The 25,701-nt window shown below is 44.8% G+C and carries 26 protein-coding genes; 14 read left to right on the top strand and 12 right to left on the bottom strand.

Annotation, left to right across the window (positions count from 1 at the left end; translation table 11 throughout):
• Nucleotides 1–915, top strand: a 915-nt coding sequence (locus AM629_RS17340) for an Rpn family recombination-promoting nuclease/putative transposase (protein WP_054480540.1), incomplete at its 5' end; no start/stop codon positions are given.
• A 340-nt stretch (nucleotides 916–1,255) separates the two neighbouring features.
• Here AM629_RS17340 and AM629_RS22485 read toward each other — a convergent pair.
• The 7 genes from AM629_RS22485 to recG form a co-directional block, all read right to left on the bottom strand.
• Nucleotides 1,256–1,525, bottom strand: coding sequence for a type II toxin-antitoxin system RelE/ParE family toxin (locus AM629_RS22485; RefSeq protein WP_072161920.1), 270 nt, complete (start codon nucleotides 1,523–1,525; stop codon nucleotides 1,256–1,258).
• 2 nt (nucleotides 1,526–1,527) lie between these two features.
• Nucleotides 1,528–1,788 (bottom strand): type II toxin-antitoxin system prevent-host-death family antitoxin, encoded by a 261-nt coding sequence (locus tag AM629_RS17335; RefSeq protein ID WP_054480539.1) that lies wholly within the window; start codon nucleotides 1,786–1,788, stop codon nucleotides 1,528–1,530.
• 41 nt (nucleotides 1,789–1,829) lie between these two features.
• Entirely contained in the window at nucleotides 1,830–1,973 is a 144-nt protein-coding gene (locus AM629_RS25325; RefSeq protein ID WP_161804242.1) for a CcdB family protein, read from the bottom strand.
• 92 nt (nucleotides 1,974–2,065) lie between these two features.
• Entirely contained in the window at nucleotides 2,066–2,236 is a 171-nt protein-coding gene (locus tag AM629_RS22475; RefSeq protein WP_152912020.1) for a type II toxin-antitoxin system CcdA family antitoxin, read from the bottom strand.
• Between the two features lie 700 nt (nucleotides 2,237–2,936).
• Nucleotides 2,937–3,197, bottom strand: coding sequence for a hypothetical protein (locus AM629_RS17330; protein ID WP_054480538.1), 261 nt, complete (start codon nucleotides 3,195–3,197; stop codon nucleotides 2,937–2,939).
• 96 nt (nucleotides 3,198–3,293) lie between these two features.
• A complete protein-coding gene (locus AM629_RS17325) occupies nucleotides 3,294–3,572 on the bottom strand; it encodes a hypothetical protein (protein WP_054480536.1) in 279 nt (92 codons plus the stop codon).
• 812 nt (nucleotides 3,573–4,384) lie between these two features.
• Entirely contained in the window at nucleotides 4,385–6,466 is a 2,082-nt protein-coding gene (gene recG / locus AM629_RS17320; protein WP_054480534.1) for an ATP-dependent DNA helicase RecG, read from the bottom strand.
• 430 nt (nucleotides 6,467–6,896) lie between these two features.
• Between recG and AM629_RS17315 the strand changes: the two genes are divergently transcribed.
• The 12 genes from AM629_RS17315 (at nucleotide 6,897) to AM629_RS23605 (ending at nucleotide 18,627) form a co-directional block, all read left to right on the top strand.
• Entirely contained in the window at nucleotides 6,897–7,463 is a 567-nt protein-coding gene (locus tag AM629_RS17315; RefSeq protein WP_054480532.1) for a tyrosine-type DNA invertase, read from the top strand.
• 427 nt (nucleotides 7,464–7,890) lie between these two features.
• A complete protein-coding gene (locus AM629_RS17310; protein ID WP_054480528.1) occupies nucleotides 7,891–8,493 on the top strand; it encodes a fimbrial protein in 603 nt (200 codons plus the stop codon).
• Between the two features lie 125 nt (nucleotides 8,494–8,618).
• Nucleotides 8,619–9,362 (top strand): fimbrial biogenesis chaperone, encoded by a 744-nt coding sequence (locus AM629_RS17305; RefSeq protein WP_054480526.1) that lies wholly within the window; start codon nucleotides 8,619–8,621, stop codon nucleotides 9,360–9,362.
• Complete coding sequence (locus AM629_RS17300; protein ID WP_235525512.1) at nucleotides 9,346–9,972, top strand: fimbrial protein; 627 nt, start codon at nucleotides 9,346–9,348, stop codon at nucleotides 9,970–9,972. The genes AM629_RS17305 and AM629_RS17300 overlap by 17 nt, the downstream gene beginning before the upstream one ends.
• A 67-nt stretch (nucleotides 9,973–10,039) precedes the next feature.
• Nucleotides 10,040–10,720, top strand: a complete 681-nt coding sequence (locus AM629_RS17295; RefSeq protein WP_054480519.1) for a fimbrial protein — start codon at nucleotides 10,040–10,042, stop codon at nucleotides 10,718–10,720.
• Nucleotides 10,721–10,775: 55 nt separating this feature from the next.
• Nucleotides 10,776–11,459 carry a hypothetical protein gene (locus AM629_RS17290; RefSeq protein WP_054480517.1) on the top strand — a complete coding sequence of 228 codons (684 nt, stop codon included), beginning with the start codon at nucleotides 10,776–10,778 and terminating at the stop codon, nucleotides 11,457–11,459.
• Nucleotides 11,460–11,511: 52 nt separating this feature from the next.
• Nucleotides 11,512–12,261 (top strand): fimbrial biogenesis chaperone, encoded by a 750-nt coding sequence (locus AM629_RS17285; RefSeq protein ID WP_235525510.1) that lies wholly within the window; start codon nucleotides 11,512–11,514, stop codon nucleotides 12,259–12,261.
• A 68-nt stretch (nucleotides 12,262–12,329) separates the two neighbouring features.
• Nucleotides 12,330–13,091: a fimbrial biogenesis chaperone gene (locus AM629_RS17280; RefSeq protein ID WP_054480513.1), complete on the top strand. Its 762-nt coding sequence runs from the start codon at nucleotides 12,330–12,332 to the stop codon at nucleotides 13,089–13,091.
• Nucleotides 13,092–13,175: 84 nt separating this feature from the next.
• Nucleotides 13,176–15,908 carry a fimbria/pilus outer membrane usher protein gene (locus AM629_RS17275; protein WP_083451950.1) on the top strand — a complete coding sequence of 911 codons (2,733 nt, stop codon included), beginning with the start codon at nucleotides 13,176–13,178 and terminating at the stop codon, nucleotides 15,906–15,908.
• Between the two features lie 165 nt (nucleotides 15,909–16,073).
• Nucleotides 16,074–17,486: a hypothetical protein gene (locus AM629_RS17270; RefSeq protein ID WP_054480511.1), complete on the top strand. Its 1,413-nt coding sequence runs from the start codon at nucleotides 16,074–16,076 to the stop codon at nucleotides 17,484–17,486.
• Nucleotides 17,487–17,629: 143 nt separating this feature from the next.
• Nucleotides 17,630–18,121 carry a CaiF/GrlA family transcriptional regulator gene (locus AM629_RS17265; protein ID WP_054480509.1) on the top strand — a complete coding sequence of 164 codons (492 nt, stop codon included), beginning with the start codon at nucleotides 17,630–17,632 and terminating at the stop codon, nucleotides 18,119–18,121.
• 35 nt (nucleotides 18,122–18,156) lie between these two features.
• Nucleotides 18,157–18,627: a hypothetical protein gene (locus AM629_RS23605; protein WP_152912019.1), complete on the top strand. Its 471-nt coding sequence runs from the start codon at nucleotides 18,157–18,159 to the stop codon at nucleotides 18,625–18,627.
• Here AM629_RS23605 and spoT read toward each other — a convergent pair.
• The 5 genes from spoT to AM629_RS17235 all read right to left on the bottom strand — a co-directional run bounded on the left by spoT (nucleotide 18,559) and on the right by AM629_RS17235 (nucleotide 25,197).
• Nucleotides 18,559–20,682, bottom strand: a complete 2,124-nt coding sequence (gene spoT, locus AM629_RS17255; protein WP_054480504.1) for a bifunctional GTP diphosphokinase/guanosine-3',5'-bis pyrophosphate 3'-pyrophosphohydrolase — start codon at nucleotides 20,680–20,682, stop codon at nucleotides 18,559–18,561. The genes AM629_RS23605 and spoT overlap by 69 nt on opposite strands.
• 17 nt (nucleotides 20,683–20,699) lie before the next feature.
• Nucleotides 20,700–20,975 carry a DNA-directed RNA polymerase subunit omega gene (rpoZ, locus tag AM629_RS17250; protein WP_011144672.1) on the bottom strand — a complete coding sequence of 92 codons (276 nt, stop codon included), beginning with the start codon at nucleotides 20,973–20,975 and terminating at the stop codon, nucleotides 20,700–20,702.
• 54 nt (nucleotides 20,976–21,029) lie between these two features.
• Nucleotides 21,030–21,653, bottom strand: a complete 624-nt coding sequence (gmk, locus tag AM629_RS17245; RefSeq protein WP_021326362.1) for a guanylate kinase — start codon at nucleotides 21,651–21,653, stop codon at nucleotides 21,030–21,032.
• 363 nt (nucleotides 21,654–22,016) lie between these two features.
• Nucleotides 22,017–22,862, bottom strand: a complete 846-nt coding sequence (locus tag AM629_RS17240) for a hypothetical protein (protein ID WP_054480503.1) — start codon at nucleotides 22,860–22,862, stop codon at nucleotides 22,017–22,019.
• Nucleotides 22,863–24,351: 1,489 nt separating this feature from the next.
• Entirely contained in the window at nucleotides 24,352–25,197 is an 846-nt protein-coding gene (locus AM629_RS17235; RefSeq protein ID WP_152912018.1) for a hypothetical protein, read from the bottom strand.
• 89 nt (nucleotides 25,198–25,286) lie between these two features.
• Here AM629_RS17235 and AM629_RS24005 point away from each other — a divergent pair, with 89 nt between their 5' ends.
• Nucleotides 25,287–25,463: a hypothetical protein gene (locus AM629_RS24005; protein WP_161804241.1), complete on the top strand. Its 177-nt coding sequence runs from the start codon at nucleotides 25,287–25,289 to the stop codon at nucleotides 25,461–25,463.
• Nucleotides 25,464–25,701: the final 238 nt, after the last annotated feature.

The raw sequence follows: 25,701 nt of genomic DNA, 5'->3' as shown, positions 1-25,701 counted from the left end.
CCTGCGACATTACGGGCAGTTTGTGATCTGGATACATTGCGGTTGGAATCAGGATCGTTTATTGAAGACAATCTGCGGGCGCATTATTCCGACATTTTGTATTCATTGAAAACGGCGCAGGGTGACGGTTACGTGTATTGTGTGATCGAACACCAGAGTTCCCCGGACAAAATGATGGCATTTCGGTTATTACGTTACGGGATTTCAGCCATGCAACGGCATCTGGAGCAGGGACATGAAAAATTGCCGCTGGTCATTCCGGTGTTGTTTTATCACGGGAAGATACAGCCGTATCCCTGGAGTACCAATTGGCTCGACTGCTTCGATGATCCGGCCCTGGCGAAGGAAATCTATTCCGGTCCCTTCCCGCTGGTCGATGTGACGATCATCTCCGATGATGAAATCCTGACGCACAAACGGGTCGCGTTATTGGAAATGGTGCAAAAACATATCCGGCAGCGAGATATGGCAGAGTTACTGCAAGAGTTGGTCATACTGCTGACGTATGATTACTATACGGATGAACAGCTAAAAAGCGTGCTAAACTACTTATTACAGGCGGGAGATACTGCCGATCCAGAGGGTTTTATCCGGCGACTGGCAGAACAGTCCCCGAGGTATGAGGAGGTACTGATGACAATAGCGCAGAAACTGGAGCAGAAGGGGCACCAGAAAGGGTTTATTGAAGGGCGTCTGGAAGGGCGCCAAGAAGGACGCCGGGAAGGGCACCAAGAAGGACGCGAGGAAGGGCACCAAGAAGGACGTCAGGAAGGACTCCAAGAAGGATTGAATAAAGGCGAAAAACGGGGGATACTGAAAATCGCATGTGCGATGATCGACATGGGTATCGACCGTGAAACGATAATGAAAACGACTGGGTTGAGTCAGAACGAACTTGAGCAAATACGCCACTAACTCGTGCTGAGAGTTTTTAATCAGTATTCAATGATTCATGTTAAAAGAGGATCTTACGGTGACTGTCAGAACAGTCACCGAAGTGTGAGTATCGACCGTGAAACAGTGATGAAAATCACTGGACTGAGCTTGAACAAATGCCTGACAAACTTACTATTGATACGTTATCGGCATAAAAATGCTTGAGTCAATGCACGAAACGCATAGAAGCGGCGCATTTACATTCCAAGCGATAAGACCGAGTCTGAATCTACGTGCTTCTGAAATCTCTGTTCTTAAGCAGAGCTGAGGTTAAATAAAGTGCCCCATGTTTTATGCTCTATAGATGGTTATGTGGATCTTACGTCTGATGTAACACCGCCAACACTTCAATACCCGTCGGAACTTCCCGGTAGTAAATAATGTGGCTCTCTACGGGGAAACGCAGCACACCAAAATAAAGATCCTCACTGCGATCACGACCGGGGGATGGGTGACGATCAAGAATTTTCGTCAAAGTCACACGTAACGAAGTTGAATAAGCTTCCGCAACATTCGCCCCATCGGCGCATAGAATAAGTTTGATTGCACGAATATGCTCTCTGGTTTTCTTCGTAAACCGGACACTTATCCCTAAGCCTTACCCTCAAGTTCATCAACCGTCAACGGTGTAAATACATTATCAATACTATGCAATTCGCCACGATCAGCTTGTGTAATAGATTCAGCCAGAGCGGCTTTTAAATTCTGTAACTTGAGTTGTACGAACTGATCATACTCTTCAGGAGAGATAACCACGGCCACATGCTTACTAATTTCCACAGGCTCACGCTGAACTTTCATAATCAGATCACCAAACTGGTTCTTAGCCAGTTGTGCGGGAATAATTTCCATACATTACCTACCGTCTAAAATGGTTCGAATAGCTATTATGGTTAAAAGTGCATGGAGCTACCAGTAATCAAAATTGTCCGTGAATTATAATCGTCTAATAGGTCATTCTGAATGTCGATAATGAAAGGGTATTGCTCCCTCGATTTAGGGGATTTGTTGCGGTAAACAGCGTACTGAGCTATCAAATAACCCCGTATTCATCATCATCGGTAAATAGCCCTGCACCACGCTCAAATTCATTGAAAGCGTGGATACCGGCTTTGTTTTCCGCTTTCCATTACTGTCTTCTTTTCTCACGAACAACATCGGACAACATTTTATCTAGTGTTGCTGATAAGTTGATCCCTAAATCACGGGCTTCATCTACTACCTTAGCGGTCAAATACACATTTGTGCTACGTTTACCGGATTGTTTTCGTTCTACGGTTGAGACGCATTGTATTTTCATCAGACACCTCATTTATGCGCATAAAACATGCCCATAAATTTATAGCAGATAGTGAGCATCATCAAGGAGTTCTAAGCTGAAAGCGCATAGTGAATATGATTAGTTAATCCATTAAGTATTATTTTGTTATTGCCGACCATTAACCAATGTCTGAGAAAAATATAATAATTCAACCTATAAAAAATCAAAGCAACTCACTTTTTTATAAATAGAAAATATATTGCGACCCTCTTGGTGATTTTTATTCTTTGCCTTACCGTTAATCCTTAGTAGATTAAGTTACATGTTTGCGTATTAATAAGAGTAGTCATAAAGGCGTACATCCTCCTTAAATTATGTCGCTTAAGTCTCATAATTTTAAATTTAACTCTTTATCGATACAAACAATCTAAAATCAACTGCCAAAAAACAATTTAGTATTAATCTATAGGTATCAAGAAATAATTTTTTCTATTATCTGACACATCAAATATTGGAACTAAACACTTAGTCTGGAAATGCTGACAGAAGAAGTTGATAAAACAATGGATTAATTATAAAGAGGCTGGAGATATCTTTATCAATCAAGCAGAAAAACAAGCATTAGGGGAAAAAGTAGCAATCCGTTGAATATAAATAGTTCAGGAATGGAGATTCCATTCCTGATTATAGTGATTTAATTGGGTATCACACTCAATTAAATCGGATGACAAATTCTCATTTATTTATCTTGATGAGATATATTGGTGCCGCTATCTTTTACATGATCATCAAAAATAATAATAAAACTGTTATGTGAAACAGGATATGATTTTTCAATACCTCTCTGTATTACTGACAATATAAAACCATGCGTATCGGAGAGATCCCACACCTTGACATCTTCGCAATCAAGAGCTAAATATTCCTCTCTACCATCATCTCCATATTTATTAACCGAAACTTTAACCGGTTCAGTTGAGAGATTTTTAACATAAATCATAAATCCTCCACTATATCAATAATAAAAATTTTCATTTAATTCAGTGTCATACGAAAATATCTTAAATTAAGAAAACTGGTGAAATAATAAATTTTTTCAGACAGATGGTGTCGAATATAAAGAATCTATCCGGCTTCCGTTATTTTCAACCGAATCATCACAAATAATCATGTAGCCATTTTGTCTTATTGAATATAATAATGTAACACTATCTTTTCGTGCTACTGACATTAAAAAACCGCGCTCATCTGATCTACCCCATTGAGCCACCTCTCCTGGGTTAATATCAAAATATTTGTCATCACCTTCTTCACTACTCCATTTACTAATTGCAACTTTAACCACATTATCTGAAAGACTTTTTATATAAATCATATTAAGCTCTCCATTATATCAATGTAGATTTATTTAGCTCTAATTTAAAAACACCCTAATATGTACCATGATGAAATATAAGTATAGGATAAAAAGAACCAACAAAACTAATATTTGCGTGACCTCTATCAAAGTTTTATACTTCGAAAAGAAAATATTTAAAATTACATTCATTGGATTAATAGAAATATTTACTATCTAAACTTAGCAACTCAATATTATATTGATGTAAATATAATAATTACCATTAATATATTAATGACAGTTTCCTATCATAGGTTTACATCTATTCCCGTTTTAACCTTTGAGCATAACATTGCGCTAATACCGCACACGCCATCAACTGAATTTGATGAAAAATAGCGGAACCGCCTGTTACCCTAGTTAGCAGATAAAAGACTTCGGATAGTGACATGTCGTATCAATTAATTAGAGGTATTATATTCGATTTTTTAAGAAAATAATAAAAACCATTTATATTTTCTGGGGATATATTTTAACGCTGGTGCTAATTTAGGAATAATTCGTAGTTGTATTTTCCATTCCTTTAGCAATAATACATTATCAATTTAATAGAATAATTAAAAGAAAGCTCTATAGCAGAGCATCTTAATTATTGAATAAAACCAGATATCCGTATTTTTGGCAGCGGTGAGAAACGAAAAGCCCGCTCTGATATATACCCTATGGATTTCAAGATGGATCGCGGCGGCAAGGGAGCGAATCCCCGGGAGCATAGATAACTATGTGACCGGGGTGAGTGAGTGCAGCCAACAAAGAGGCAACTTGAAAGATGACGGGTATGTTCTCAATCACGCATTACTATAATGTGCCCGTTCCGGTAACCAGCGTTCAATTAAGGCGCGAGCATGTTCAGGATAGTGTTGGTGGATATGCCGGGCAATACGCTGTACTTCCGGCAACATTCCCTGATCTCTCAACAAATCAGCCACCTTAAATTCCGCATTCCCTGTTTGACGCGTCCCCAACAATTCACCGGGGCCACGAATTTCCAGATCTTTCTGTGCGATAACAAACCCATCATTACTGTCTCTAAGCACTTGCAGGCGTATTCTGGCGGTACTGCTTAGCGGCGTTTTGTAAAGTAAAACACAATGAGAGGCGATAGCCCCACGGCCAACTCGTCCGCGTAATTGATGTAGTTGCGCCAAGCCAAGCCGTTCCGGGTTATCAATGATCATCAAACTGGCATTTGGCACATCCACACCCACTTCGATAACCGTTGTTGCAACCAGAAGCTGTAGTTCTCCACGCTTAAAAGCTTCCATCACTTGCTGCTTTTCTGCGGCTTTCATTCGGCCATGTACCAACCCAACTTTTAATTCCGGCAAGGCGAGCGTCAATTCTTCACTGGTGACTTGCGCAGCCTGAGCTTCCAGCACATCGGAATCTTCAATCAGCGTACAGACCCAATAGGCTTGTCTGTTTTCATCAAGGCAGGCATTTTTGATCCGTTTGATAATCTCTTCACGGCGTGTATCCGGGATCGCAACCGTTGTGACCGGGGTTCTCCCCGGTGGCAGCTCATCAATAATAGAAGTATCGAGATCTGCATAAGCGGTCATGGCTAAGGTACGGGGAATCGGGGTGGCCGTCATAATCAATTGGTGCGGATGAAAACCCTGTTCGCGCCCCTTTTCCCACAAAGCCAGACGTTGATGCACACCAAAACGATGTTGCTCATCAATAATCACCAGCGCCAGACCGGAAAATTTCACCTGTTCCTGAAACATGGCATGTGTACCAACAATCATGGCGACCTGCCCGCTGGCAATGGATTCTTGCTGTTTCTGACGTGCTTTCCCCTTTTGCTTGCCAGCCAGCCAGCCGATCTGAATACCCAAAGGCTCCAGCCATTGTCGGAATGTATTTGCGTGTTGTTCTGCCAGTAGCTCAGTTGGCGCCATTAAGGCGACCTGCTTACCATGCGCAATAACCCGCAACGCAGCCAATGCGGCAACCAGCGTTTTTCCCGAACCAACATCTCCCTGAATCAGCCGCATCATGGGAACATCTTTTGCCAGATCTTGCTCAATTTCCGCTGCAACCCGTTGTTGCGCGTTAGTTGGAGAAAATGGCAGGTGGTTGAGGAACTGCTGTTTTAACTTGTTTTCAGTCGGCAGCGATTGAGCGTGATGGCGTTGTGCACCCGCTCTAACTGCTAGCATACTCAAATGATGCGCCAGAAGTTCTTCCAGGATCAGACGGCGCTGGGCTGGATGTTTGCCGGTTTCCAGATCAGCCAGCGCAATATCTGGCGGTGGGCGGTGCAGGGTATGTAATGCTTGTGGCAGGCTGATCATCGAACGGCTAAGCTCTTCCGGCAGGAGTTCGTTGATCGCACAGGTATTAAGCAGTTCCAGCACCTGATCAATCAGCTTGCGGAGAGCCGCCTGACGAACCCCTTCTGTTGTCGGATAAATAGGGGTTAATGTTTCTTGAAGCTGCACATTCCCGGCATAATTCTGGATTTTATATTCAGGATGGATAATTTCCGCGCCATGACTCCCTTTTCTGATTTCACCATAGGCAACAACTTGTTTCCCTTTGACCAGATTGTTTTTCATTGTCGCAGAGAAGTGAAAAAAGCGCAGTGTAAGCACACCGGTACCATCACTGATTTGGCAGGTCATCATCCGGCGGCGACCAAAAACAATATCAGTGCGCAGGATTTCCCCTGTGATTGTGGCATGGATACCGGGCAAAAGATCATTAATCGTATAAAGGCGGGTCTGGTCTTCGTAACGAAGAGGGAAGTGCAATAGCAGATCCTGCAAGTTGATCAGGCCCATTTTTGCCAGTTTAGCTGCCTGACTTGCCCCGACGCCATGCAGGGAAGTTAAAGGGATGGCATCAAGCAGTTGGCCTTTCATGCGATTTATTCTCTCCATTGATTGCTTGACAGTTCGTCATGTTTCATTGGTTGCGAACCGGTCTTGCTTATTTTCCATAATAATACAGACCGGGTTAAGGTAATCAACGTAATATTTTCCTAATAATTGGTTGAAAATCATGTCAATACACTGCGGGGAAACACCTGTAATCATCAAGGTTATCAACCAAATTTAACAGCATGTTCCCGTAATGATGAAAAAATAATCAAAAAAAGGTGTTTAAATCCTACCTCTCATCTGTATAACCCTCTGTGTCCCCGGTGAACAACATACCATTTGGGCAAATTGATGGTGTGTATTTTATTCCTTGGTTCTGTTTGTTGCTGGCTTATGTCTCGAAGTTGGGAACGATTCTGTCAGGGGGGAATAATAGCCGGGTTATGCTATCAATATGTTTGGAGAAATAGTCATGGGCCAAAGAAAATATCTGACTCAGTCAGAAGTGGAAAGTATGCTGGAAATGGCGAAAGTCGGTGCTAATCCAGAGCGGAACTATTGTCTGGTGTACATGAGTTTTATCCATGGTTTTCGTGTCAGCGAAGCCAGGCATTTACGATTATCTGACATGGAGTTGAAAGAAAGATGCCTGTACATCCGGCGATTAAAGGGGGGATTTTGTACTAACCATCCCCTATTGCGTCGTGAGGTGCGGGCGATTAAGGCATGGCTGAAAGTGCGCAAAACTTTCTTGGGGGCGGATAGTGATTGGTTGTTTTTGTCACGCTCAGGGAAGCCACTTACGCGCCAGCGGATTTACCAGATTATTACTCGATTAGGTCAATTGGCGAATATTGCTGTCGTTCCGCATCCGCATATGTTGCGTCATGCCTGTGGTTTTGCCCTTGCAGACCGGGGAGTGGATACTCGACTGATACAAGATTATCTTGGACATAAAAACATTCGCCATACTGTACGTTATACCGCGAGTAATGCTGAACGTTTTCAAGGAGTTTGGGGCGTGAAGGGTAAACTTTAATCACTACAATTAGGACCATTTTGACAATCAAGATACACCCACCGCGAAACTATACTGAAGATTTTCTAATAAAGAAAGATACAGAATTGTATATCTTTGTAAAGCATTATGTATTCTAACACAGCTATATCAAAATAACCTAATTTTCCCCTGAATCCCCCCAAAACACCTCGCTTCCCAGGCTCCTTTCTTGAAATTGTTGATTTCATTTTTCAGATTCAACAATAAAATATTCTTAAATTTTGCAAATGGTCATTTAATTATTTTGTTTATGGTGAATTTTTGAACATAAGTTTCAGGGTGTATCTTGATTGTCAAAATGGTCCTAATTGACAATTTTATGTACAGCTAAGTGTTGCTGATAATCAGCAAATGGTATGTAAAGTTAAGTCTGATTTTTGTTCGATAGTTAAGCAGGATTAATGAAATGAAAAAGATATTAAAGATAAGCGTCGTGGCGGCGTTGGTTTTGGGGGCAGCTTCGGCTGCTAATGCGGCGAATAATGCCATAGTAAATGTTACCGGTATGATTGTGGCTGCAACATGTGATGTTACCAACCCTGGTTCAAATGGGTCGGTGGATACGGGGAACCATACAAACACAGCTTTTGACGCCGCAGGTACGAAATTTCCAGGCACAGGAATTTCAAAATTTATAAAGGAAAGTGAAAGGCATTTCACTATTGGTCTTAGTAACTGCTCTAAAGAAAATACAGATGCAGGTAAAGTTAAGTTGTATGTGACAGGCCAAACCTTGCAGAAATCAGGGGGTTATCTCTTTAACAAAGAGACTGATAAATCGGCAGGTATAGTACTACTAAATTCTCTAAAAAATAATGTATTCACGCCTATTAAAAGTGAAAGCACGGTTCCTATGATTGTTTCTACTGTGAAAAAAGACAACAAAGAGGAACCTGATATGACGAATAGTCATGCAGAATTTGTTGTATATATAGCCACAACGGGCGAAGATATTCCTGGAAACCAGCAGATTACTGCCCCCATCACCTTCTCCTATGCGTATAACTAATGCTTATGTTGTTTCAGCCTGAGGGATGCTTCCTCAGGCTCCTTCGATGAAAAATTTTAGATGATTGATGGTGCCTTTTATTAGGCGACTATTGGCTAACCGAGCCAAAATATGAGAAACAAAAAATGATTAATAAACTCCGACTTCCTAACATAATAATAAAAGGCTTGGTATTGAGCGCGTTTTTGTACGCGTCACAGAGTCTGGCTGAAGGCGGGTTTGGCATCAATGCTACACGTATTATTTTCTTACAAGATAAAACCGAAACAACAGTCTCAGTACGCAATACAACAACCAATATCCCTTACCTAGTGACAACTAAGATTACTCGCACTGTTGACGGTAACGGTAAAGCACCCTTTTACGTCTCTCCTCCTTTATTCCGTTTGGACCCTAAGGGAACCAATGTCCTGCGCATCTTAGGTGATACCAGTAAGTTGCCAACCGATCGGGAGAGTGTCTTTTATTTTAATGCCTCTGCTATTCCCGGTAGTAATAATCCTCCGGGCCAGCGCTTTGAAAGCGCCAAAATTGGCGGTGGAATAACTTATGCCATCGGCAACACCATCAAACTATTTTATCGGCCAACGGGGTTAGTGGGTACACCAGAGCAGGCATACAAAGCGCTGCGCTTTACCCATGCTGCCGGGGGCATTCAAGTCAGTAATAATTCGCCTTATCACATCAGCTTTACCCAGATCAAAGTTGATGGGGCGCCAGTGAAGTTTTCTGAAAGTCATCCGCAAATGCTGGCGCCTTTTAGTACCCACGTTTATCCCGCTCAGAATAGTCAGAATAAAAAGAAAGTGGAATGGGCGGTGATCAACGATCTCGGTGGAGGAGATAACTTCGATGGCGCAATTCAATAAAACCGGTATCTCAATGGTTCTGTATGTACGCAGGTACCTGAGTTACATCGGCATGGCGGGGGTTTTGTGGCTTTTTTCTGCTCCTTTGTGGGCGAAGAATTCTGTCGATGCCAAGTTTAAGGCCACAATTACTCAAGGGACGTGTGATATCTCTGCGAGCGACAGCAATATCGAACTAGGTACTGTGCAATTTAAAGACGTAGTATCAGGCAAAATCAACAAGGAAGCCTATCTGACGCTGAAAAATTGCACTGCTGTGGTCAATAAAGACAGTATTACTCCCACAATCACCGTTACCGGCGATCACGTTGATACGGATGAAACACTGTTTCGTAATCGTGGTACAGAAAGTACAGCTTCAACGGCGGAAATGGGCATTACTGTGCAATTGAAGACACTCAATGGCGGGGAGTGGTCCTCGTATTTGAAGAATGGTGTCCCATTTCACTTGGCTAATAAAGGCACAATCATAAATGACCACGCCCCTTCTGTTTCTGTGCCGGTCAAGTTTTCACTGATGTGTGCTCCAGTCGTCGGTGAATCGGCAGCTGATTGCAAAAAGACAGGCAAAATCAGCGCAACGATGACATTTACGTTTGATTATCGCTGATGTTATCGGCATTGCAGTGCGATATCCGTTAACAGAAAAGTCATAGAATTAATTTGAGGCAAGTACGATGTTTGGGACAGTGACAGGACAAGAAAAGAATAGGCTGAATGACCCGTTGGCCTGTCTGACCAAGGGCAGATATGCGGTAATGCGCTGCTTCTGCTGTTCTATATTGGTTCTATTGTTTCTGGCGGTCAGTGGGGTGGCTGAGGGGCATTACGACACAAAAACGAGTGGAGTGGATGTGGAGTTTCGTGCTGTGATTATTCCAGAGCCTTGTGATATGGAGATAAGCAGCGGAGGTACGCTGGATTTCGGTTCGTTGTCGGCAGCGAGCTTTGCAAAGCCAGGGGATATATTAAGCCCTCATAAGCTTCAATTGAAGTTGACTAATTGTGGTTATCCGAATGCCAATACTTACAGTGATCCCGAGATATCTGTGGAAGGTACTACCATCAACAACGGACGCACCATGTTCCGTGATTCTGATGGCCCTGATAGTTCTGAGGGATTGGGATTTGTTCTCATGTATTCAGTGTCGGATGATGGAGACGATGAGATTGATTGGGATGATTTAATAATGGCTGGCCGGAGTGTATCGCTAAACAATGATCTTAGTATTGAAATTGAAGATCAGCAGGCGGAAGTTCCTATAGTGGTAGCGATCGCTAGGGAGCAGCAGGGTGATGGTGTTATTCGACCGGGTCAATTACATGCGAGTGTCACTTTTACATTTACCTATCGGTGAGGGCGATTTATCACGGAGGATACAAAGTTGGGAAACGAGTGATAAGGGGAGTTGGATGAATTGGATGAAATTGAATAATAAAAAACTTATGAACAGTTGTTTAATAGGCTATCGCAATCGGACCAAGTATTGGTTACTCGTCATGATGATGGTCGGGTTGAGTGCCAATCTGGTTCTGCCGGTGCAAGCTCAAACTGAACCTGGCATGACAACTACTCATCTTTCATTGACCGGTTTTCTGTTGCCCCCGACTTGTGTGCTGTCAGTGAATGGCATGTCCGGTGGCACATATTCTATAAATTACGAAAAACCTTACAGGGCCAGTCAGTTCAAGGATGGTGCATCTCTGGAAGAAACGAGAAGAACGTTAAAATTCACTCTGTCGGGTTGTAATCATGCCCCTCTCAAAGGGGACGGTTCTCAAATTAGAAAGCAACCGACTCTGTTCGTATCGGGTGAGAAGGACACTGATAGTAACAATCCTTACCTTTTCGGGTCGTCACTTTCTGACGCTAAGTGGGTGGGAATGTTGCTGAGTAAAGAAGGGGGCGTTAACTCGGGATTAGTCGAGGTGAAGTCTGGCAAGGAGGAGCCGGTACGCTTCGATTTTGAACCGAACCTTGATAATAACGATGGTCAATCCATGACATTTTCGGCGGTTATTGCCGGTGATAAAGGCCATAGAGTGGTCGGAGGAAGTCTATTTGTCGTTATACATTTTGAGTTTGAGTATGCGTGATAACTAAATTCAGGTACGCCTGATAAATGTTGCCAGAAGTGAAGTGGAAGGTATGAATATAAAAACGGTGAATATAAAAGCGTGGGTAATGGGATTATTGGGGCTATGGGCAATGATGGCGTTACCGGCTCATGCCGGTCTGATGTTAGGACAGACACGGCTGGTTTATCATCAAAGCGACAAAGTACAAAGTATCTCGTTGCAGAATTCGGGTGATGGCGCGTATCTGATACAGGCGGCAGTGACCTCATGGGATGATATCAAGACTCGGTCATCGGCGTTTACTGTGCTGCCCCCCTTATTTCGTCTAGAGGGTAACAGCGCGAATGTGATGCGCGTTATCCGTACCGGTGGTGATTTCCCGGCTGATCGTGAGTCACTGTTTCGTCTTCGCATCAATGCGATTCCTGCGGGGGTAGCTCCCGGTGAGTCTGATGGGCAACAGGATAAGGTTGATGCATCCTTGTCTATCTCGCTAGGTATGAACATTAAATTTATTTACCGGCCAGATAATCTACCGATGACACCGAAACAGGCGTATTCCCGGCTGACGTTTACGCGAACCAGCAATACCGTTGTGGTGGTTAATCCGACGCCGTATTACCAAACGTTTTCTTGGCTGAACCTGGCTGGTGAAAGCATAAACCTGAATAAAGCGCCATCCATGTTAGCGCCTTTTGGTCAGGTGACTTATTCCCTGACCGGCTTGGCCGGTAAAGCGGCTGATAAGGTGACGTGGGCGATGATGACCGATTTCGGGGGAGAAAGTAAGCCGCAGAACGGTGTATTGCAGAGCCACTAACCAATGTTTGGGACTGAGTCATATTTTTGGGATGAAGAAACACTACATGGCATGAATGGGATACTTCAATGAAACAGATATATACAGCTGTGTTGTGTACTTTGTTAATGATCTTGCCTGTATCGCGACTGAAGGCAGAGCCGCGGGGGACGTTTATCGATGAGCCGCGTGTGATCTACCTTGGGTCATCCAGCAACGGTGCCATGTCGACTTTCAGTAATAACAGTGACGACAACTACCTGATTCAGTCAATGGTACGGGAAATGGACCCAAAGAGCGGTTTACCGACAGCGGTTAATGCGCCGTTTATCGTGATTCCTCCTCTGGGCAAGGTGAATGCGCATAGTAGCCAAGTACTGAAAATCCTTCGTACTGGTGGGGACTTTCCGAAAGATCGTGAGTCGGTGTTCTTTCTGAATGTGCGTCTGTTGCCTTCCGAGAAGGAAAATTCTGCGCCAAATAACTTTGTCCAGATGAAAGTGATCATGACTCTGGCAGTGAAGTTGTTCTATCGCCCGAAAGGATTACCAAAAGAGGGGGTTGCTGGAGCCGTGAAGCAGTTACAGGTATCGGTCAAGGAAGATACTGTGACTCTAACGAATCCGTCGCCGTTCTGGATAACGTTGCAGACTTTGAAGGTGAATTCGTTTGCTATGCCTGTTGGGAGTTTGTTCAGTATGGTGCCGCCATTGAGTCAGCAGAGCTGGTCACTGCCATCGGGTAAAGCACTACCGGGTAGTCATGTCACAGTATTGTGGCGAGCTATCGATGAATTTGGTTTAAATACCGATGAAGAGAGCCGGTCCGTTGTTGTCTCTGGCCGCCGCTAGCTAATAGTGAGTGGCGTTGCAGATATCAACAGAAGATAGGTGAGCAACGGACCTAGTATTAAATAATAGAGATGGCAATTAAGAATGAAAGTAATAATTCCGGCAATAAGCCGTCGTTCAGAACGTCCGTCTATTTGTCGTATAAGTCCGGGCATTTCCACCGCTATGTCCTTGTCAAAATGCGGAATAGAATTGTGCCTTTCACCGGTTTTTTACCGGATGATGTTGGTATTACTGGCGGGTTGGCATACTCAGGTAACAGCGCGTGACTATTTTGATCCTTCTTTATTGGAGTTTGGTCAAAGTTCAGGGCAGACGGTGGATTTATCACAGTTTGAAACTGCTGGTGGTCAGGCGCCGGGAACTTACCGAGTTGACATCTACATTAATAGTACTTTCTTTGATTCACGTGATGTTACGTTCCAGCATAATGGTGCTGATAGTAACGCGCTGGTTCCTGTACTTACCCCAAATTTATTGGAGGCCGCAGGTGTTAATGTGGGTAGTATACCGGCATTAAAAGCATTGCCGCCGGATAAACCAATGGGTAGTCCATTAAGCAAATTCATTCCTCAGGCCACGGCTCATCTGAATTTTTCTCAGATGAAGTTGAGCTTGAGTGTTCCCCAGATAGCGATGAAACCTTTGGAGAATGGTCTGGTTGATCCAAAGTTGTGGCAAGAGGGGATTCCGGCTTTTTTATTGAATTACAATATTAATGGCAATCAGAACCGACGCTCACAATTTGGCAATAAGCAGACGAGTCAGAGTCTGTTCGGTAGCTTTAATTCTGGGTTGAATTTGGGGGCCTGGCGTCTGCGTAATACTGCCACCTATTCTTATAGTACTCAGACTTATAATTGGTATGACTCATTTAATGGTCCAGTGAAGAAAACGACGCAATCCCAGCAAAGTTGGAATTTCCTACAAACCTATTTGCAGCGTGATGTAGTGATGTTACGCAGTGATCTGACGATAGGGGATACTTCGACTGGCAACGTAGCGGGTCAAGTATTTGATGGTTTTCCTTATCGGGGGATTGGGCTTGCCTCCAGTGACGCAATGATGCCTGGCAGGCAGAGTGGTTTTGCACCGATTATCAGCGGGATAGCTAAATCCAATGCACAGATTACGGTGACGCAGAATGGAAGCGTGATTTACCAAACCAACGTCGCGCCAGGCCCATTTCGTATCACAGATCTGGTCGGCAGCAGTACCGCAGGCGACTTACAGGTAACGATAACTGAGGCGGATGGTACCCACCATGGGTTCAGTCAAGCCTATTCTAGTTTGCCCATGATGCTGCGGCAGGGGCAATTTAAGTACGAAGTGGCAGCCGGGCGCTATCGTGCGGGGGGATACAACAATCGTAAGCCGGTGTTTGGCATGGCCTCGATGATTTACGGTTTGCCTGGCAACGTCACATTATACGGTGGGGGGTTGGTGGCGCAATCGTACCAGTCTGCGGCGCTGGGGGCTGGGTTTTCCCTTGGTATGATGGGGGCGTTATCTGCGGATGTCACGACGGCTCGAACTCGGTTGCAAAATGCGACTAACTTCCTGCGCGGGGAGTCTTACCGTGCTAAATATTCGAAAAGTATGCTGACCACTGGCACGACAGTGGATTTAACCGCGTACCGCTATTCCACCCGTAATTATCTGAGTTTCTCGGATGCGAATATCCAAGGCTACAGTGTTTGGGGAGAACTTCCCTATTGGATGTCTGAACGGCGGCGTAGCAGTTGGCAAACGAGGCTAAGCCAGTCATTGCCCGGTAATTATTCCTTGTGGCTCAGTGGTCGGCGGGATAACTACTGGGGCAGCTCTAAAACCAATACCACGCTGTCGATGGGGTTGAATGGTTCTTTCTACCGTGTGGGTTGGGGGCTTAATTACAGCATTGATCGCATGCGAGGTAATGGTGATTGGCCTGAGAACCGGCAAATTTCGTTGAACGTGAATGTTCCTCTGAGCTTATTTGGCTCCTATGCGGCCCTGAATAATGCGTATGCTAATTATAATTTCTTTCGTGATAGTTCCGGGCGTAGCAATAGCCAGCTAGGGTTAGGTGGCTCCGTACTGGATGACAATAGTCTGTCCTGGAGCGTATCACAAAGCCAGGCTAATCAAGGGCAAGGAAACAGTGGCTCCGTGTCGATGGGATACAATGGCGCTTTCGGGCAGGCGAACTTGGGATACAACTACGATTCACAGGGGGGGCGTAGTGTGAACTATGGGGTTAACGGAGGATTGGTTGCTCATCAGCATGGCGTCACCTTGACGTCGCGTATTGGCGATGCTGCTGTATTAGTGCGAACCGCGGGGGTTGAAGGTGTGCGTGTGATGAACTCCAGCTCGGTTACTACTGATCGCTGGGGGTATGCGGTTATGCCATATGCCAGGACATACAGCCGTAACAGTATTAGCTTAGACCCGTCATCGCTGCCTGAAGGGGCGAATATGGAGCAAGGCAGCAAGAACGTATTCCCGACGAAGGGGGCTGTTGTGATAGTGGATTACCCCATACGTATTGGGCAGCAATTGCTGATGAATCTCACCTATCGCGGTAAACCTGTACCGTTTGGGGCAATGGCGGGGCTGAAAGGGGAGGCAGATATAAATCTGGCGGCGATAGTGGGAGATGGTGGGCAAGTGTACCTGAGTGGTATGCCGTCTAAGGGGGTACTGAAAGTGAAGTGGAGTAATACACCGGATAGCCAGTGCGAGGTGGCATTTGACTTGGGAGCGCCTCCGATAAAGAAGAAAGGCGATAAGAGTTGGAGTCCAATGAGGCAACTGAACGAAACCTGCCGTTAAAAAGGGATGCTGTATGGTGACAATCTGCACGGGCAATCCAATGCAGAAAACCAAAAGAAGAGGAATCCCCTGAGAGGTGGATGTATTTCGGCTGAGACGGGGTGATGGCAACGAATGAGAAGTTCTAACAGGACAATTGGGGAGTAATCCTTGGTTGGGTATCGCATGAATATGAATAAAATGTTTATTAACAGGATAATGCAGGCTGTTGGTCGGATGGTAGCTTATCGTTGCCAGCGGCCGACATGGGCAGGCGTAATATGCCTATCTGTGGGTATCTTTTCTTCCTCCTCGGTACTTGCTACACAAGTAGAATACTGGAACGCAGCGGCAGTTAGTGATGCGCTTGGGCCTAGGCAAGCAGTGCCGTGGAATCGCTCTGTCATCACTTATCCCGCATCGGGGAAAGCAAACTTAGGCGCAAATATTGTGTTTCCCAATGTATCATCAATGTTGTGGCAAGGAGATGACCCCAAAATAACGATGGAGAACGCTAAGTTTCGGCTCGTATCTAAGGGGAAAATCTTTGACGCTTTGCAAGTTAGCTCGGGTACATACAACTGTAAAATTAAAGCTAGCTTTAAGGATAATCGTCCGGGAACAGCGGAAAAGCGCTTTTCGCTGGATATGATGAATAATTCGGGTCTTAATCAAACTGAATACGAATCTCTTGAGGTAAACAATGGCGATACCAAGATTGATGAAGATGTAAAAAATGCGGCATTGCAAGATTTCAAATTCGATGCTTCTTGTAGCGGGGACAACTTTTCATGGCAGCGACATCCCGACCAGAAGATCAAATTCGACACGAGTCCTAATGGTGATCTTGTAGGATTTCAGGTTAAGACCTCACGTGAGAACGATTTTGTGGTTTGGCAACGACCACTAGGTAGTCTCCCTGAGATTAAAGACCCTACAGTAATATTGCAGCCGCCAGAGTGTTTTTTTCCGGACTATTCCTATGGCACCGAATTTAGCTTTGATGAGGTTCTGCCAATAGACGGCCCCCCGGGAAGCGGTCACTTCAACCCCGTCAAACTCAAGGAAATGAGCGTGCCTTTGAAAGTTTCCTGCATTGTCACCGAAGGAGAAAATACAGGCGGCACGGTAATTGTGGTGGCATCTTCCCAACATATAATGCCAGGTACTCAGAATCAAATGTTGCGGGTGATACATAATGCAGAGGAGGATAATAAAGAGATTGATAATGAAGCGTTGGGGGTAAAGCTTGTGCTGTCTCACGTAGGAGTCCAAGGACCTTCTCAGAGTGGTCCGGTTAGTTTCAGTGCTGATCCTAAATTTAGTTGTGGGGGGAATATTGTTGTGGGTAAAGGTAATACAACGCAGTCAATGAATAAGCAAATAACATTTGCCGACGGTAATAATAGTAAAGATGCAGGAACGGGTGGTTTTGTGTGCCTTCAAGTAGAGAACCCTACACCATCTACACCACCTACACAACAGACTACGACTTTTCGCTTCTCTTTCACTGGAAGCGTCTGGCAACTCCGGAGATTGACGCGTTCGGATTATGGTGCTTTCCAGACGAGTTTTGACATGACGTTGGTAAGGCCATAGCGCCTGCGACGAGCGTTATTTTTACACAAATCATTAAATATGGTGGGCGGATTAGCCTATAGGTATTTCATTTCAGATAAATCACAGTATTTCATTTCTCATGTGGTAACAGGAAAACCAGTTAGTCACCGGGGGAGAGTAAAATGACAATCAATGTTAATGATTCAATGCTGCTTCAGATAAGCGGCAGTCAGACCGATTTGCTTGGAAGTCAGACTATTACGGGTAAACAAAGTAATCATGGGGATTTTCGTCTGCCTGCCTGCTTGTCTCATTTGAATGATACACCGTTGTACATGGCGGTCGCGTATTGGGGATTATTGAAGGGACGCGGATTTACCAAAAGTGAAATCAGCCAGGTGTTCCGAGTGACGGAACGCCGGGCAACAGATGTAATGAATTATATCTACAATGAGCGACGTGATGTGATTGCCTGTGAAAAAGTCTTCTTTCGTGAGAAGCAGGGAAGCCGTCGGCTGATGCTGATTGTTACGGCAGTTGTTGAACCTATGCCCCAGAAGGGTCAGGCGCCGGTAACGAAAACGGTGAAATCGACGCGCTCCCGGACGTCATCACAAGCTAATCACATGCGCACTTGGTTTTTGCAGCGGGCTTGTGTTCCGTTTATCTCCTGAGTCGTATCACACATGTGGCTGTTTGGTGGGACATGATGGAAGATGAGTTTTTATCGATTGCGTGTGTGATGCCTTATGGGATGCTGATAAGCCGGGTAGTACTGGTTATCGGTATTGTATTGTTGACTGTCTGTGGATTTTTATTGGGCAACAAAATTCGCTACTCGCTGTATCCCCGTATGCTGTTAGCGTATTGGTGCCGAACATGGATTTTGCCACTGTTGTTTATCGCTATCGGGTTGGTATTGATGTTTGGTGTGGGGGGAGAGGGTTGGTTAGACCGCATACTGGATGAGGTTGATTCAGCATTGATTGGTCTGTTCTTTGATAACCGGGATGACGTGCGGCTGGTGCCGTCATTGCCGGTAGTGTCTTGTGGGTCGGCTGTGGATAGCGCGGTTGGCTGTTCACCTGCTGATTTGCACGGGCTATCCGGTTTAGTTTCTGTTACGGCTGACTCGCATCACATCCGGCATAATTCGGATTTTGCGCATAATATTCGCTAACTGAATACGATCTTTGGTGGTCAGCCGGATAAAAGCGCAGTAAACACGACCATCTTTTTCTTCAGTATTCATACCTTGAATACTGGAATTGGCTGCGTTAATGGCGGCAGTCAGATTTGCCAAAGCCCCTTGGTGGTTAAACATATCCACTTTTATTTCGGCGGTGAAATCGTTATTGATCTCTTTATCCCATTCAACGGCCATAAATTTTTCGGGTTCTTTCTGATAGCCCCGAATATTACGGCAGGATTCATGGTGGATAACCAACCCTTTGCCGGGGCTGATATGGGCGATAATTGGGTCTCCGGGGATGGGGCGGCAGCATTTGGCGAAAGTAATAAGTACACCGTCAGCGCCTTTGATGGGCAATTTACGTGCTCTGCTGTTATGGCTACTGGTGCTTGTGCTTGTGGTATTTTCCTGTGCGCCTAACAGGTTGCGGGCGACGACGATACTCATGGTATTGCCAAGCCCGATTTCAGCCAGTAGATCATCTATTGTTGAGAGTTTCATTCTCGTCAACTCTTTAGTGATATTTTCCTGTGGAATATCAACAAGTTTTTTCCCATTACCTAACGCGTGATTTAACAGGCGGCGGCCCAGCCCAATGGAGTCTTCCCGCTTAAGGTTTTTCAGCAACTGGCGGATTTTAGCGCGGGCTTTTGAACTGACGACAAAGTTCAGCCAGGCCGCATTTGGACGAGCGCCCGGTGCGGTGATAATTTCAACGGTTTGGCCGCTGGCAAGCGATTGGGACAGTGGATATGGCTGACGATCCACTCGCGAACCCACGCAGGCGTGACCAATATCGGTGTGTACGGCGTAAGCAAAGTCAACTGGGGTGGCACCGGCGGGTAATTCCACAATGCGCCCTTTCGGGGTAAAAACGTAAATCTCATCAGGAAACAGATCAGATTTAACGCTTTCGATAAATTCAAAAGAGCTGCCGGCACTTTGCTGTAGCTCCAGCAAACTTTGCATCCAGCGTTGAGCGCGAACTTGCGCGGCGGTACCGGATTCACCTTGTTCTTTGTAAGCCCAGTGTGCTGCGACGCCCATTTCAGCCATTTGATCCATATCTTCGGTGCGGATCTGGACCTCAACTGGCACCCCATGAGGGCCAATCAGAGAAGTGTGCAGGGATTGATAACCGTTGGCTTTAGGAATAGCAATGTAATCTTTGACTCTGCCCGGGCGGGGTTTATACAGGCTGTGCATCTGCCCCAAAACCCGATAGCAGATATCAACATTATTAACAATGACCCGAAATGCATAGATATCCATAATAGAATGGAAACGTTGCTCTTTGAGGTGCATTTTCCGGTAGATAGAATAGAGATGTTTTTCTCTGCCACTGACTTTGCACTCAATATTGGCTTCAGCCAGCCTGCCTGCAATTTCAGACAAAATTTTCTGGATCATCTCCTTACGGTTACCACGGGCCGCTTTTACCACCTCTTTGATAACCCGATAGCGGTTAGGGTGAAGGGCCTCAAACCCTAATTCCTCTAACTCCGTTTTCAGATGATGAATCCCCAGACGGTGGGCTAAGGGGCTGTAGATCTCTAACGTTTCCCGGGCGATACGACGGCGTTTATCTGGACGTAGCGCCCCGAGAGTACGCATATTATGGGTACGGTCTGCCAGTTTGATCAAAATGACGCGGATATCTTGCACCATCGCCATGATCATTTTGCGGAAGTTTTCTGCTTGTGCCTCTTTTTTATCGCGGAAATTCAGCTTATCAAGCTTGGAAACCCCTTCAACTAACCCAGCGACCACAGGGCCAAAAGGTTGTGCGATATCCTGAAAGGTGGCGGGTGTGTCTTCAATAACATCATGCAACAAAGCGGCCATCAGTGTCTCATGGTCGAGACGCATCTCGGCCAGAATACAGGCAACCGCGACAGGATGCGTAATGTAGGGTTCACCACTGGTACGGGTTTGCCCTTCATGGGCATCCCGTGCAACAGAATAAGCCTGCTTGAGGAGTTCAATTTGACTCCCAGGCAGGTATTTTTGGATAAGCAGATTCAGGCTTTCGAACAGATACAAGGCAGACCTACCGTAGATTAACGACGACTTTCCGCGATAGCGGAAACCGCCTGCATTTCTGCTGCTTCCTGTTCTTGTTGTTCCTGGCGCTCACGGACATCCAAGATTTTACCGTTAATCAGACCCTCTTCTACTTCACGTAGAGCGATAACGGTCACTTTATCGTTCTCTTCAGCAACCAGCGGGTCTTTACCGCCTGTTTGCAGTTGACGTGCTCGACGAGCAGCGACCAACACCAGGTCAAAACGGTTACCAATTTTTTCTACAGCGTCTTGAACAGTTACGCGTGCCATATGTGTGCGACTCCACAGGTAAAGAAATGACTGGGCATAATACTGAAATTGGGTTCAGTCTGCCAATAATTTGCTGATTAAAGCATCATGCCGTTGTGCCTGGCGCTCCCGATGCAGGCGTTCTGAACGGATAATGGTGTGCAGATCGGCCAATGCAGTATTGAAATCGTCATTAACGATTAAATAATCATACTCGTTATAGTGAACCATTTCTGCAACAGCCTGCTCCATGCGTTTTTCAATAATGTCTTCACTGTCCTGACCCCGACCGCGCAGACGGCGGCAAAGCTCTTCTTTTGACGGTGGTAGGATAAAAATACTGCGGGCAGAGGGCATTTGTTTGCGGATCTGCTGCGCGCCTTGCCAATCGATATCAAGAAAGACATCAACGCCACTGGTCAGGGTTTCTTCAATCACTTTCTGGGATGTACCGTAATAATTACCGAAAACACGGGCATGTTCCAGAAATTCGTGATTATCGATCATTTGGCAAAAGGCTTCTTCAGTGATAAAGAAATAGTGTTCACCATGATTTTCACCGGGACGCATTGCGCGCGTGGTATGGGAAACAGAAACCTGAGTATCGTACAAAGGTTGTGTTTTTAATAAAGCCTGAATCAGGCTTGATTTACCCGCCCCGCTTGGCGCAGAGACAATATATAATGTGCCTTGGATCATGATGATATCTTGGTTGATTGGATAACAATGTATACCCTTTATCTTCCAGGTTGCTGCCTTCACTTACTGCTGCGCTGTAACTTGAAATCTATTGGGTATAAATAAAGCAGAATAAAATTCTTGTAACAGTATACACGTACCTGCTCATACGTGTCGCGTTACCGATGCATTTCCACAGAAATTTTCTGGGGGAAAGCTGGCGAGTGGGTATTTTTGTATCGCCGCTTGTTTGGTTTTACCCGTCGGAATTTATAGGCTGAATATCTAACACGCCCTATTCAACCGGGGATTGTTCCCCGGCTGCCTTGTTAAAGATGACCATTTGTCGCCATCACCTCCCTCCCGGGTAAATTACCTTTACGCTTAGGGGGTCACTTGCTGCTGGTTATCATTGTTTTCTGCGTGAGATCGCACTATGGCTGGATCTTTAAAATTGGGATTTAAACCACCTGGTGGACTCCAGAAAGCAACGTTATAGATAGAATATTTGGGATCTTTGCTGTCTTGCATTTCAATTGACGGCACCCCATGCTTCCAGTCACTTTCGAATTTGACTTTCTCTTCAGGTTTCCGCTGCCATGAAAAACCTGTTCCCTTACAGGATACAGAGTAATACAGATCTACTAATTTGGACTCCATCACGTTACTATCCCCTTTGAACCAGTGGATATCTTTATTTACAACGACGGCATCTGTAAAAAGTGTTGACTTGGCCTTTCCTGGTGTCTTGTCTTTGCGGTAGGCCGTCATCTCACAGGTGTACTTTCCTGTAACGACGTGTGGAACAACGAAGAGATGGTTTTGCGCTTTAACCCAAAGCATAAGATCTTTTAACACGGTGGGATACTCTGTTTTTGGAAACTCAATATTGAACCCTGGTGGAAAAACACCTATTAAGTTTTTTGTCCCTTTTGGCGGATAACGAACTGGCTTACCGTTATTGTTTTCCCCATCCAATACCGGCTGGCCGAGGGCAATAATGGCTTGTTGGGGAACCCAGTCTATGACTTCAGCTCTATATGCAAGAACCGGGGTAGCGAAAAGCGCACTTACAGATAAGCCCACTCCCACCACCCATATCGGCCACCGGCGACAATGTGCCGTTATCCGGCCAATATCCTGTTTCACCCCGCTGATGGATGTGTTGCCAGCATTCATTAAATATTCAGATGGGGATGATCCCCCGATTGTTAGGTTAAAAATTTTCATTCTCTGTGATAACCCTGTCCCGGCCAGATTGTATTGGCCTTTAAGGGTCCTCCTTTTTCAGATGATTATTTTCTGCATCGGATCACCCGTGCAGGCCGTTATTACACTGACCTGCCTTAATGGCAGGTTTCGTTCAATTGCCTCACATCACTTTCAAGATCCAGGATGATGGCATATTGCTTAAGGTATATTTGCCTGCCATCTTCCGTTATTGCTGCCAGATTTATCAGCAATTACTGGCCGTACACATGGATCATCCAACATGACTATTGTCCATTGCGTTTGAGGCCGGAGGGAAGACTATCCCGGATAATGAGTCTTATCCCAAAAACTTAGGGAGTTGCGTATAGAATATGGGTATTGCTACGAGAGCTATTACTTTTTTCAGAATAGGATCTCGGTATTGCCTTTATACCCTTCATCTTTCAAGTTGCTGCTTTGTTGGCTGCGTTCACTTACCCCAGTCACATAGTTATCTATGCTCCTGGGGATGCGTTCACTTGCCGCCGCGCTGCAAATTGAAATCTATTGGGTATATAAAGTTATCGCTAATATCGATGCTTGGAGAGAAAATGTCATTTTGATTCATATTACTCGCCTAAATTAAGGTTATATCGGATTTACCTTTTACCTACAGGGGAGCTTATACCATAAAAATTATCCCTTGCGGGTTAAGCTGATTTTCTACTGTGACTAATAAGACATAGATAATACTAGCAGCTCTTTTTGAAAAAGGATAATAGAAAAAAGTTATCAACTGATAACCTCTGGTTAACACTAAATCTGATTGTGGGTAGTGGGTCTTAGATTATTTTCCACAAATAAATTAAAAGAGTGATAACAATGAGGTTTAGGCGGAAGAATTTAGAGCGGATATACATCTTTATGACTATTATTACGTGAATGAGCAACTTGATTTGCTAATAATTAATGGCAAAGTAGGAAGTAAGGTGTTGTTAGAGTTTTGTCGTAATTCTTGTGTTATGTGGTTTATAAAAATCAGTTATTTTGAGGATTTTAATATTTATTTTCCAAACTGTTTAGTGGAGTTATTTTATTTTGATATTTATTTGAAAGTTGATTTTGATAATAACATCGGGAGTACGCAATGAGATTTCAAATGAATATTCGATAGGCTGAGTTATTATATTTTATCCCGTCATTGATTAGTGGCTCGTGATAACAATGTATACCCTTCATCTTTCAGGTTGTTGCTTTCATTTACTGCTGCGCTGTAACTTGAACTCTATTGAGTATAAATAAAGCAGAATAAAATTCTTGTAACAGTATACACGTACCTGCTCATACGTGTCGCGTTACCGATGCATTTCCACAGAAATTTTCTGGGGGGAAGTTGGCTAGTGGATATTTCGGGATTTATAGGCTGAATGTCTAACACGCCCTATTCAACCGGGGATTGTTCCCCGGCTGCCTTGTTAAAGATGACCATTTGTTGCCATCACCCCTCCCGGGTAAATTACCTTTACGCTTAGGGGGTCACTTGCTGCTGGTTATCATTGTTTTCTGCGTGAGATTGCACTATGGCTGGATCTTTAAAATTGGGATTTAAACCATCTGGCGGACTCCAGAAAACAACGTTATAGGTATAATGGCGGGGATCTTTGCAGTCTCGCATTTCAATTGACGGCACCCCATTCTTCCAGTCACTTTCGAATTTGACTTTCTCTTCAGGTTTCCGCTGCCATGAAAAACCCCTTCCCTTACAGGATACAGAGTAATACAGATCTACTAGTTTGGACTCCATCACGTTACTATCCCCTGTGAACCGGTGGAGATCCCTATTTACAACGACTGCATCTGTAAAAAGTGTTGCCTTGGCCTTTCCTGGTGTCCTGTCTTTGCGGTAGGCCGTCATCTCACAGGTGTACTGTCCTGTAACGACGTGCGGAACAACGAAGAGACGGTTTTGCGCTCTAACCCAAAGCATAAGATCTTTTAACACGGTGGGATACTCTGTTAATGGAAACTCAATATTGAACCCTGGTGGAAAAACACCTATTAAGTTTTTTGTCCCTTTTGGCGGATAACGAACTGGCTTACCGTTATTGTTTTCCCCATCCAATACCGGCTGGCCGAGGGTAATAATGGCTAGCTGGGGAACCCAGTCTATGACTTCAGCTCTATATGCAAGAACCGGGGTAGAGAAAAGCGCACTTACAGATAAGCCCACTCCCACCACCCATATCGGCCACCGGCGACAATGTGCCGTTATCCGGCCAATATTCTGTTTCACTCCGCTGATGAATGTGTTGCCAGCATTCATTAAATATTCAGATGGGGATGATCCCCCGATTGTTAGGTTAAAAATTTTCATTCTCTGTGATAACCCTGTCCCGGCCAGATTGTATTGGCCTTTTGAGGGCCCTCCTTTTTCAGATGATTATTTTCTGCATCGGATCACCCGTGCAGGCCGTTATTACACTACCTGCCTTAATGGCAGGTTTCGTTCAATTGCCTCACATCACTTTCAAGATCCAAGATGATGGCGTATTGCTTAAGGTATATTTGCCTGCCATCTTCCGTTATTGCTGCCAGATTTATCAGCAATTACTGGCCGTACACATGGATCATCCAACATGACTATTGCCCATTGTTGAGGCCGGAGGGAAGACTATCCCGGATAATGAGTCTTATCCCAAAAACTTAGGGAGTTGCGTATAGAATACGGGTATTGCTACGAGAGCTATTACCTTTTTCAGAATAGGATCTCGGTATTGCCTTTATACCCTTCATCTTTTAAGTTGCTGCTTTGTTGGCTGCGTTCACTTACCCCAGTCACATAGTTATCTATGCTCCTGGGGATGCGTTCACTTGCCGC

The sequence above is a fragment of the Photorhabdus heterorhabditis genome, from assembly GCF_001280945.1.
GTDB lineage: Bacteria > Pseudomonadota > Gammaproteobacteria > Enterobacterales > Enterobacteriaceae > Photorhabdus > Photorhabdus heterorhabditis.
The sequence above is the reverse complement of the archived record's forward strand: the minus strand, read 5'-3'. Positions and strand labels throughout refer to the sequence as shown.